The organism is Syntrophales bacterium, assembly GCA_030655775.1.
GTDB lineage: Bacteria > Desulfobacterota > Syntrophia > Syntrophales > JADFWA01 > JAUSPI01.
Genome location: JAUSPI010000218.1, coordinates 1 through 11,182, shown reverse-complemented (window position 1 = coordinate 11,182; position 11,182 = coordinate 1). Strand labels below are relative to the sequence as shown.

The window sequence follows — 11,182 nt, the reverse complement described above, 5'->3', positions numbered from 1 at the left end:
ATCCACGAGGCTCCTCCCATTTATGGTTGACCTGAAAATAAAGACAGACAACGCAGCCCCTTCGGTCCAGTTCCATTACTGACCCTTCTCACCTACTACGGGCTGCTCCGCCCCCGTGCCCCGCATCGGTACTCTCATTCTTGTGGGTCTTCCACTTGAATTTCTCCCTTAACATCGGAACGACAGGTTCCCACGTTCCACACAAGAGCCTGGATCAGGTTCGCGCTACCTTTATGCCGGATGCCGCCCAAGCAGTAAACAGGTAACCCTTGGACTTATCCCGGAGTTTGGTAAGCCCCCAGTTCTGACATCGTCCATTTCATTTCGACACCTCAGAAGTAGTTCGCTTGCGCTCGCCTCCCTGATCCTCACCTGACATGGTCTTTTGCCATGCCTTTTCCTTAACGCTCACCACAATGGCTCTTTACCATTGCAGCTTAAGGTGGTTTGAAGCCAGCTCCTGCAAGCCGGCTTCGAGGGACCTCCCCTCATCTCTTGTGCAGCCTCGTGGCGCACTTACCATTAGAAACCTGCTCCGAATGAGAAGTGGAATAGTAGATTATGCCAACGCCTCAATCTTAGAAGAATGGTATCATGACGTATATAAAAATTACCCGTTAGACACCCTTATTGACATTATGGCTTCACACAGCAATGAATTTACTGCAGCAGGACAGGAAACAATTTATTGTAATGGCAACTATACGATTTTTGCTAAAGTTGCCGAGATTGTTACAGGTAAAAAAATTGCACGTTTGATAAATGAAAAGGTCTTTCAGCCTTTGAATTTAACATCCTCTTCTTATCCTGAACCCAATAATTACAATTTAAAAAGTAATAATCGCGGATACTCGTGGGAAAATTCTAAAGGTAGTTTTGCTGATAAAACAGAGATGAATACAAGTTGTGGAAATGCGGCAGGTGCGATTATAAGTAACATGAACGATTTAGAAAAATATGCAAGGGCACTGTATCAAGGAACTCTCCTGTCAGGAGAAACTCAGCAAAAAAGATTAGAGACTGAGATTTTTAAAGGTGCTCCTTCCATCGTACAATACGGAGAAGGAATCATTAAACAGGGTGAGTTTTATGGGCATAACGGAACTATTTTCGGATTTTCAACAGAGATGTTCTACCTGCCAGCTGAGGATGCTGTTATTGTGATAAACGTTAATCGTTTAGACTTAGATGACAAGAGCTGGTCGGGAGGATTATTCGCGGCGATAAGTAAATTGGTGTTTCCTGAACATGTCTCTTGGTAAAAAGGCCGAAAGGACAAAAAATCCGTGCAAGGTCGTTGAGGATAGGAAATTAATAGAAACATATATCACATCGTTTTACCTGGTATTATTCCGCTCCCAACTGCAGGAGAACTCAACCGTTAGCAGTACCCGGTATAACAAAAAGATCGTTTGGGAGGGAAACCATGAAAGATTGCATCACATTGAAAACCCGATTTTGGCTCATTCAGGCAGCGTGCCTGATTCTTTTTCTTTTGGCGGCGCAGGGATGCGCAAAAAAGGAGGAACTCTCCGTCTCACGGGTCGATCCATCCATGGGTCAGCGAGTGCAGAAGGCGCTCGATGCCGCTGTGGCCGAGTACAACGTTCCCGGCGCGGTTTTAGCGCTGGGAGACATGAACGGGAACAGACAAACCTGGACGAGCGGCCTGGCGGAACTTGAAACTAAAAAACCGATCTCCAAGGACCTATATTTTATGATCGGGAGTACCACAAAATCCTATACGGCCACGATGGTACTTCAATTGGTTGACGACGGGCTCATCAAGCTCGACGATCCGATCGGGAAGTACCTGCCAGGCCTCGTCCCCCGAGAAGATAGAATCACCATCCGGCACCTGTTGGAAATGCGAAGCGGCCTGGGGGCATATGGGCCAAATCCCGAGTTTGTAAAATTCATGGAACCCGATCCTCTCGGGGCTTGCAAGCCGGAGGTGCTTGTCAAGTTCAGCCTCGTCAATACTATAGAGCCCGACAGGGAATTTCACTACACCAATGTCAACTACATCCTCCTCGGCATGCTGATCGAGAAAGTCACAAACAATTCTTTAAGTAATGAGATGAAAAGGAGAATTCTTCAGCCGTTGGGTATGTCCCATACCTTTATGCTCACGGAGCTGAAAATGCCCACTCCTTACGCGCACGGCTATATTTATGAGGAGGGGAAAGTAATCGATGCAACCTATACAATACATCCGTCCCTGTTCTGGACCGCGGGTGGTATTGTTTCCACGGCTGCCGATCAGCTTATCTGGGCAAAAGCTCTGGTCGAGGGCCGGCTTCTGTCACCACAGGCCCATTCGGAGCAGTTCAATATGAAACCGGCCGCAGGTAGGCTGGGCTTTTACGGCTTTGGGGCGTTGAACATGAATGGACTAATCGGGCATGGGGGTAACGTAAACAACATGTATACCTCTTTTGTCGGGCGATATCATGGATATGACTGCGTAATCCTCGTAAATGGCCAGGCCGGAGATTCCGAAGAAAAAACCTTCAGGGCTAAAGCTATACTGGAAAAAGTCATAAAAGAAACGGGATTGTAACCATAATACTAACCCTTTGCTCCAAGCCGACGCGGTTCCTGCGCGACTGAGCATTTTCGTTAGGAGGAAGGCTATGAAAATACATGAAACCACCAAAAGTGGAGAGAACAGAATGATTGGAAGATTTCTGTCTTTTCAACGAGGACTGTTGGTCTTTGCCTGTCTAATATTTCTGATATGCGGCCCCCAGGCCGCTTTTTCCACAAGTGAGCAGTCCTATGATGTGCTGATCAAGGGTGGAACTATTTACGACGGCACATTGAAGCCGCCCTACGTCGCGGACATAGCCATCAAAAACGATAAGATAGCGGCAATCGGAATCCTTTCCGGAGAGGCAAGCAAGACGCTTGATGCGAGCGGATTCATCGTCACCCCAGGCTTTATCGATATCCATGAACACTCGGATATGATCTTTGCCGGTGGCATCACAGGAGACTCATCTGATGTCCGGGAGGAGCTTAAAGGGAATTATAATGCCCTCTTTCAGGGTGTGGCCACTGTGGTCACGGGCAACTGCGGAAACGCCATCAGCGACACGACGAAATGGTTGGGCATGGTGGAATCCATGAATTTTGGCACGAACGTCATGCACCTTGTCCCCCATGGGAAAATCAGGTTTGAGATTTTTGGAAAGAATCAGCCGGAGGAAATGAGCCCGGCGCAGCTGGATCTCATGAAGGCGAGGGTCGAGTCGGAGATGAAAAAGGGGGCAGGCGGCATGAGCACGGGTCTTGCCTATGCCCCGGGCATAAAAGCCACCACAGAGGAACTGATCGAACTCAGCAAGGTGGTGAACCGGTATGGTGGGATCTACGCCACACACATGCGCGACGAAACCGGAACGATCCTTGAGGACGGCAGGATTGCGTTGCTGGAGTCGATCAAGGAGGCCATTGAGATCGGCAGGAGATCTGGCATCCCTGTGCAGATATCCCATCTAAAACTCCAGGCACCCCACAACGGCGTGAAGGCATCCCGGATACTCGGTCTTATTGAAGAGGCCCGCAGGGAGGGCCTGGACGTCACTACGGACAGTTACACCTACACAGCGGGGGTAAGCGAGTTGGCTATCCTGCTGCCCAACAGGTTCAAAACGGCCGCGGGCGGGATCAGTGAGCAGTACAAGACCCGGGACGGGAGAAAGCAGATTAAGGGTGTTATCGAGAAGGTCTTTATCGATATCCCTCCGGAGAAGTTTAAGATCATAGGTTATGAGGGCAAGTCTGAATATGAGGGGAAGACGCTCAAGGAAATTTCAGCCATAGAAGGCAAAGATCCCATAGATTGCTATGTGGACCTGGTGTGCGGGAAAAACATGCCGATCGGGATCATATTCGCCCACAATGAACAGGCCATGCGGGACTTCATGCCCAACCACTATGTCTTCACCTGTTCAGACGGCATGACCTGGGCAAGGGGCCTTGAAGGGGCGCATCCAAGGTTCTACGGCGCCTTTGCGCGGAAGCTGAGACAATTCACCCTGGATGAGCATCTCCTGAGCCTGCCTGACGCCATCCGCTCCATGACTTACTTGCCGGCGGAAAAGTTGGGGATGGCCGGCAGGGGCAAGATCGAGCAGGGAGCCTTCGCAGATATTGCGATATTGGATCTGAACACGTTGACGGACAAGTCAACCTATGAAAAACCTGATACCTATGCCGAGGGGATTGTCCATTTGCTGGTAAACGGTGTCGTGACTATCGAAAACCGGAAGCTGACAGGAAGACGTGGAGGAAGGGCTTTGAAGGGAAGAGGAAAAACAAAAAACAAGTAAATTGATGGGGGGGCAGACCATAACGATCTAACCCCCGCTCCACGAGGCCCCCGACCCGCGCGGCTGAGCATTTTCGTTAGGAGGAAGGCTATGAAAATACGAAAATATCTAATAATTGCTGCCATTATAACGGGATTACTATTACCTTTTTTTGCTTCAGAGTTTTTCGCATCCGAAAGGGCAGAGGGATTCGATGCTAAAACACGAGAGAAGATGGAGAAATCCCTGGACAAAGCCATGGAGGAGTCCCGTTCCCCGGCAGTTATCGCGGCCGTCTGGGCCCCCGGCAAGGGAACCTGGATCGCAATGCGGGGGAAGGCGGACCTTAAAACCGGCCGTGCGCCTGAGATAGGAGACAAGACACGAATCGGAAGTATCACAAAAACCTTTACCGCTGTGGCCGTACTGCAGCTGGTGGACGAGGGTAAAATTGCCCTGGATGATCCCATCGAAAAGTATCTGACGTTCGTTCGCGCGAATAGCGGAATCACCGTGCGGCAACTTCTCAACCATTCAAGCGGCATGTTCGACCCTGAGAACGATGACCATGATTTCCGGAAAGCGGTGAATGAAAATCCAGCCAAAGCGGTTTCTCCCCGCGAAATCGTAGAAATAGCCATGAAACATGCCCCCTATAACAAGCCCGGAGAAGGAGGACATTACTCCAACGCGAACTACAAGGCTCTCGGTCTGATCATAGAAAAGGTTACAGGAAAGGACCTTGGAACGGTCTTTCGCAAAAAGATATTCGACAAGCTCGGCCTAAAAAAAACGGTCTTCGTGACGAAACCGGAGATTAAGGGCGAGCACATTAACGGCTACGCTCTGCTGCCGGATCAGACGTTCAACGTGACCGTAAGACCCGATATCTGGGAACTCTGGGCCTCGGGGAACATAGTCTCCACCCTGGAGGACCAGAAGAAATGGGCGGAAGCGCTCGGACAGGGAACGCTGTTGAGCAAAAAATCCTACGAGGAAATGACCGACTGGATCGAAATTGAAGCGGCCCTCCCCGGCAAGTTCAAGTACGGGCTTGGCGTCGACCTGGTCGGAGAAGGATTCATCGGACACGCCGGAGCCGTTGACGGGTATTACAGCAGGATCGCCCATAACCCCGAGACGGACACAACCATCGTAGTTTTTTTCAACAATTTGTCAGCCAGGGAAGACGTCCTGGTGTACGAAAAATTCCTGCACGAATTGATCGATATTTTTTAGCCGCCTGCCCCGGCGGTTTTCTAATATATGTTAGACAGGAGACTCAAGCATTAGCAACGCCAAAAGCAGGAAGGAAAGAGGGAAGAAATGGGGTCATCTCAAAAGGTACGCAAGGAGATAATAACTTTTATAGTCATTGCATTCGCTCTAAGTTCGATATTTTACTTCTTACTGATCTCAGCAGGGACACTGGGAGCGAAGGGTAGATGGTATGTTCTTGGATTAATGTGGTGCCCGGGAATTGCCGCTCTAATCACCCGTGTACTTTTCTACAGGAACATTCGCGGATTCGGCTGGGGATGGGGAAAAACACGTTACCAGATTCTCAGCTACGTTCTCCCCTTCTCTTATTGTTTACTTGCCTACGTAATAGTATGGTTGTCTGGATTAGGCAGCATCAATGAAGAGTTCTCTCCCAACTATCTGCTCCTTATATCTCTCGGCACGATTACGAACTGTGTATTTGCTTTGGGGGAGGAAATTGGATGGCGCGGTTTTTTGGTTCCTCAACTTGCAAAATTAACAGATTTCACAAAGACTTCTCTCATTACTGGAGTAATTTGGTCCATCTGGCACTATCCGCTGGTTATTTTTGCTCATTACAACAGTGGAACCCCTGCTTGGTACGGACTAACATGTTTTACCGTAATGGCTGTCGGGATAAGTTTTGCGTTGAGCTGGATTCGCCTTAAATCCGGAAGCGTCTGGACAGCAATGCTTTTTCATGCCAGCCACAATCTTTACATTCAGAGTTTTTTTAATCCATTAACTAAGGACACTGGAATCACAAAATTCATCATTGGTGAATTTGGAGCTGCCCTCGCGGTTATAAGCGTGATAGTTGCCTACATTTTCTGGCGGATGCGTTCACGCTTAACAGACACACAGCTGAAATCAGAGCCTGAAGTTCTGGCTGAATCACACGGTGTCTGACAATTTATTCATCCGATAAAATGGTGCCAGTTCTTTGGCTTGGTCAGGTGCTCTTTCAAAACTTACTTAATGATTACGGTCAAGTGTAATCAAGCCCCTTTTGCGGGTGATAATCCCTTTCCCGCTAAAATGACGAACGCCCTGTTCTCATGATTAGACGGGAGACTCAAAAGTAAAGGAGGATTTAGATATGAAGCGTAAGGCTCTCTTATTGGTTCTTTTTATAACGTTATTTTTCGTTGTTTCGCCATCAATAGCCGAGGATAAATTTGAACCAAAGGATTTAAGGAACTTCATTAAAGCGGAAATGAAGCACCGGAACGTGCCGGCTGTCGCCGTTCTGATCGTAAAAAATGACAAAGTCATCTTTTCAGAGGGTTTCGGCTATCGGAATGTGGAAAAGAAACTGAAAGTAACGCCGGACACGATTTTCGGTATCGCTTCCGTCAGCAAGACTTTTGCCGCCCTGGCCGTCGGTCTGTTGGCGGACGATAAAAAGCTGGATCTTGACCAGCCGGTTCGCAACTATCTGCCGACGTTCAGGATGTCTGATGATTACCTGACCGGGCATATCACCCCACGGGATATGCTCTCGCACCGTACGGGCCTTCCGAGGCACGACCTCGTCTGGTACAATGCAGGACTGACCGGTGAAGAGACAACCAGAAGAATCAGATATCTGCAACCGAGTTATGGACTCCGGGAACGTTTTCAATACAACAATTTGATGTTCCAGGCATCCGGATGTCTTATGAGAAAGCTCTCCGGAAAAACGTGGGAAGAATTTGTGAAGGAAAGGATATTCATGCCGCTGGGAATGAAAAGCAGCAATTTTTCGATCGAGGAATTACAGAAATATCCGGATTATGCTCTCCCGTACTCGATGAACCCGGATTTTGCTATCCCATATTCTACGCACATCGATAGCGTGAAGAAATTTCCTGAAAAACTTTCAGATCTTGACATTAAACGGATTCCGTTCTTTAAGATGACCGCCAACGGTCCAGCAGGCGCCATCAATTCCAACCTCAATGACATGGCCAAGTGGGTCCGATTTCACCTGGCCGAAGGCAAGGTCGACGGCAATCAGATTATCGCCAGAGAAACACTGCTCCAGATGCATTCGTCCCAGATGGTCATACCATCTGACTCAGCATTTAAATTTCTCATCTACGATGAAACACCTACAATAAGCTATGGCCTGGGCTGGTTCATTCTGCCTTACCGCGGTCATTACATGGTTAATCACGGGGGGAATTTACCCGGTGTTACATCCTTGGTCAGTTTCATGCCCAAAGAGCAGATTGGCATCGTTGTGCTTACAAATATGACTGGGACTACTTTGACCTATGTACTAACCTTCAATATTTTCGACCGGCTTCTCGGCCTCAAACCGGTCGACTGGAGCAAAAGGCTCATGGAGGTGGAACGTGAAAACTGGGAAAAAAGTAAGAAGGCCGCAACAGATGCCGAAAAGCAACACCGGAAGAACACCCGCCCCAGTCATTCCCTTGTGGACTACGCGGGTCATTACAGTCACCCGGCCTATGGCGAGATCATTATTGGAAAGGAAGGCAACGGGCTGAACATCAAAATCAGGGGCAGAACCGCGCCGATGGATCACTATCAGTATGACACCTTCAGGGTTTCCGACGAGGACCCCGATCATCTTCTCGTCTATCATGATGTAAGAAACGTGACTTTCCTGCTGGATAAAAATGGCGATATCAACAGATTTTCACTTCCTCTTCAGGCGGGTGTGGACGACATCGTGTTCGAGAAGGTCGCCAGGAAATAGTTTGAGATTCTGCACCAAGACCTGCGCTGAAAACTGGCATCGGGGGAGGTCGAACCTGGACGGAGGCACCCGGCACGGCATGGCCAGCACCTATAGGAGTACTTCAGCCCCGCGCCCCCAGAGGAAATCAAAGAGGGGCAACCATGTACGGCACCAACTCGGCCTTGCAGCGGTATTTAAGGACGGATATGCGGAAACTTAAGGGAGTGTACGAGAAAGCCGGCTCACCCGGTTGCACAGAAAGATGATCCCCAGAATCAGCAGGATCGGGATGAGCTTGAAAAGCGGATACCAGGGCAGGAGGACGGCAGGGCTTGACGGGGATGGGATAGGCCTATAGATTCACTTACAAGGAGTACTGACGATGAAAGACTACACGATGGTAATACCAACCTACTGGGGCATGGCCAGCGAAGATATGGGCGCCCAGGAAGAAATCGTTTTCGATCACCCCACACCGCTGAATGAAACCGGAACACTCCCCAATCTGCTGGACAGCCTGGACATACTGGACGGCGCCGAGGGCAAGGTGGTAATTATTGCCGTCGCGAACAATAACGATATCGCCGCGCTGGTCCGGGACAAGATCGAGACCTTGGTAGAACCGTTCCGCTCCAAACATGACATAACCTGCATGCACACGCTGATGCTCGAAAAGCTGGCCGCAGACCTGAAGGCGGAAGGCGTTTCGCAGGAGGCTGTTGACATCCTGAATCTCAACAACTACTCTGCCGTCCGCAATATGTGCTCAATTGCCGGGATATTGAACGCGAGCAAGTACACGATTTTCATTGACGATGACGAAGTGTTCCACGATACCGATTTCCTGGGAAAAATCGAAAGAACGATGGGAACAAAGGTCAATGGCGAGTCGGTCAGAGCGCTTGCGGGATACTACCTGCAGCCCGATACGCCGATGCTCGATGAAAGCAAGGTGTCCGCATGGCGCAAGCCTTACTGGAACAATGCTGAGGGAATGAACCGGGCATTCGAGAAATTCATCCTGCATGGCGACATGATTAAGCCGACCCCGTTTGCGTTCGGTGGGAACATGACGATAACACTGGACCTTTTGAAACAGGTTCCGTTCGATCCCCGGATAACCCGAGGCGAGGACATAGATTTTTTGATCAATCTCAAGATAAGCGGTGTTACGTTCTTCCTGCATCGCGAGCTGGCCATCAAACACCTTCCGCCAGAGTCGTCGTCACGACCGGACTGGAAAAAAGTCAGGGAAGACATCCTGCGGTACCTCTACGAGCGCAAAAAGGTAGCCGATCATCCGGAAGTGTCGCTGGATTATCTTCAGCCGTATCCAGGCATGTTTGTCGGGCCGGACATACACGAAAGAGTGATCAAAACCAACAAATTGCTCAAGGCCGAGTATGAGGCCGCAGGTGACATAGAAGCGGCAAAGGAATGCGATGCAAACATCGAGCTTGCCAGGAACGATCCCTTTCGTGACGTTGATACAAGGAACTGGCTGAAGGAACTCACGGAGAAATGGCAGGAGCTGACGCGGCGCGTTGAAGGACGATTTGCGAACTACGTATGACGAAGGGCGACGGATAACGAGAGGAAACTATTCAGATGAGCAGATTATTTCTATCCCCAATGTGGTTTTTAGCCTTATATAGCCTTTCTTTCGCTGGAGAATAGATCGTCAAAGATAAACACACTTTAAGATTTGAAGGCCATATCGAAAAAAACGCCATCCCCAAGTTCAATGAGCTGGTTAGTGAAGATATTAAAACCATCATCGTAAACTGCCGTGGAGGTGATGTACTCGCGGCAATACCAATTGCTGAGAGAATTCAAAGTGAAGCTCCCCGCCCACAAGAAGTATACTACACATTCTTCACATTTGAACATTATGGGTGGAGATATTAATCAATATAAACCAGAGCATAAAAGCACCCCCTTGAAGAAATGACATAATCGGGTAAGGGAAAATTTCTCTCTCCCCCTGCAATTCCGGGTGCTGGTCGATCCCTATGCTTGCTGGTCCTCCGTTGAAGGGGTCGGGTCTTTTTCAGTTTCATCGGGTTCAACCGCCTTGTCTTCCAGCTTGCGCTGCCTTTTTTCCTCTTTCTTTTTTTTCTTGGCCAATTCTTTCTGACGTTTCTGGAACTGGTAATGAGATTTTGCCATGGCGTTTCCTTTCTGGTCGGTTGCCGAATCGATAAGGTCGCTGACAACAGGAAAAATAATCTCAGCCGGCATAATTGTGGTTTGATGCAAGCGATCAATAAAAAAGGCGTCCCCCGTTTCACAGGAGATGCCTTTTAATTACCTTAAAAAACAGGTTAGACAACGGTCACATTGACAGCAGCCGGACCTTTTGGCCCTTCCTCGATGTCAAAGGTCACGCTCGCACCTTCACTGAGGGTTTTAAAACCGGTCGCATTGATTGCGTTATGATGCACAAATACATCCGGTCCGTCTTCCTGTTCGATGAATCCAAAACCTTTACGGTCATTAAACCACTTAACAGTTCCATTTGCCATAATATCATCCTCCTTTCAAAAAATTTCAACGTTACAAACTGAAGGATGATAGCGCTTAACAAACGAATAATTCCCACAGAAAGAACCCCTCCCGCCAATTTACAGCAGGACTTAATTGATGATACATATTAAGCGCCCTTATACGTAATAGCAAGCCAAATATTTATTTTTTTAAAAATATCAACAAATCAGCTTGGTCAATATGAAAACCCTTGTCTTTTTATTGCACAGAGCCAGTAATTTGAAATGCTGCCCAGAAGTATGGATGGGCATTATAGGTATTTTTTACCTTCAATTGTGCTGTGCGCAATGCACTGCGTTTGTCAGTTTCTTTTAAAGACTTATAGAACTGCTGCATCAAAATTGAGGTGGCCTGATCATCAACTTTC

At 48.6% G+C, this 11,182-nt stretch carries 10 protein-coding genes; 7 read left to right on the top strand and 3 right to left on the bottom strand.

Going from position 1 to position 11,182, the window contains the following annotated elements; translation table 11 throughout:
• Window positions 1–416 precede the first annotated feature (416 nt).
• The 7 genes from Q7J27_11930 to Q7J27_11900 all read left to right on the top strand — a co-directional run bounded on the left by Q7J27_11930 (window position 417) and on the right by Q7J27_11900 (window position 9,841).
• Entirely contained in the window at window positions 417–1,262 is an 846-nt protein-coding gene (locus tag Q7J27_11930; protein ID MDO9529848.1) for a serine hydrolase domain-containing protein, read from the top strand.
• Window positions 1,263–1,426: 164 nt separating this feature from the next.
• Window positions 1,427–2,563 (top strand): serine hydrolase domain-containing protein, encoded by a 1,137-nt coding sequence (locus Q7J27_11925; protein MDO9529847.1) that lies wholly within the window; start codon window positions 1,427–1,429, stop codon window positions 2,561–2,563.
• 73 nt (window positions 2,564–2,636) lie between these two features.
• Window positions 2,637–4,337: an amidohydrolase family protein gene (locus Q7J27_11920; GenBank protein MDO9529846.1), complete on the top strand. Its 1,701-nt coding sequence runs from the start codon at window positions 2,637–2,639 to the stop codon at window positions 4,335–4,337.
• Between the two features lie 90 nt (window positions 4,338–4,427).
• Window positions 4,428–5,555, top strand: coding sequence for a serine hydrolase domain-containing protein (locus Q7J27_11915; protein ID MDO9529845.1), 1,128 nt, complete (start codon window positions 4,428–4,430; stop codon window positions 5,553–5,555).
• 87 nt (window positions 5,556–5,642) lie between these two features.
• Window positions 5,643–6,488, top strand: a complete 846-nt coding sequence (locus Q7J27_11910; GenBank protein ID MDO9529844.1) for a type II CAAX endopeptidase family protein — start codon at window positions 5,643–5,645, stop codon at window positions 6,486–6,488.
• A gap of 190 nt (window positions 6,489–6,678) precedes the next feature.
• Entirely contained in the window at window positions 6,679–8,286 is a 1,608-nt protein-coding gene (locus tag Q7J27_11905) for a serine hydrolase (protein MDO9529843.1), read from the top strand.
• A gap of 364 nt (window positions 8,287–8,650) precedes the next feature.
• Complete coding sequence (locus Q7J27_11900) at window positions 8,651–9,841, top strand: hypothetical protein (GenBank protein MDO9529842.1); 1,191 nt, start codon at window positions 8,651–8,653, stop codon at window positions 9,839–9,841.
• A 125-nt stretch (window positions 9,842–9,966) separates the two neighbouring features.
• Here Q7J27_11900 and Q7J27_11895 read toward each other — a convergent pair whose 3' ends face one another.
• From Q7J27_11895 to Q7J27_11885, 3 genes are all read right to left on the bottom strand, one after another.
• Window positions 9,967–10,104 carry a hypothetical protein gene (locus Q7J27_11895; protein MDO9529841.1) on the bottom strand — a complete coding sequence of 46 codons (138 nt, stop codon included), beginning with the start codon at window positions 10,102–10,104 and terminating at the stop codon, window positions 9,967–9,969.
• 174 nt (window positions 10,105–10,278) lie between these two features.
• Window positions 10,279–10,509 carry a hypothetical protein gene (locus Q7J27_11890; protein MDO9529840.1) on the bottom strand — a complete coding sequence of 77 codons (231 nt, stop codon included), beginning with the start codon at window positions 10,507–10,509 and terminating at the stop codon, window positions 10,279–10,281.
• An 83-nt stretch (window positions 10,510–10,592) separates the two neighbouring features.
• On the bottom strand, window positions 10,593–10,793 hold the full coding sequence (locus tag Q7J27_11885) for a cold-shock protein (protein ID MDO9529839.1): 201 nt from the start codon (window positions 10,791–10,793) through the stop codon (window positions 10,593–10,595).
• Between the last annotated feature and the right edge of the window lie 389 nt (window positions 10,794–11,182).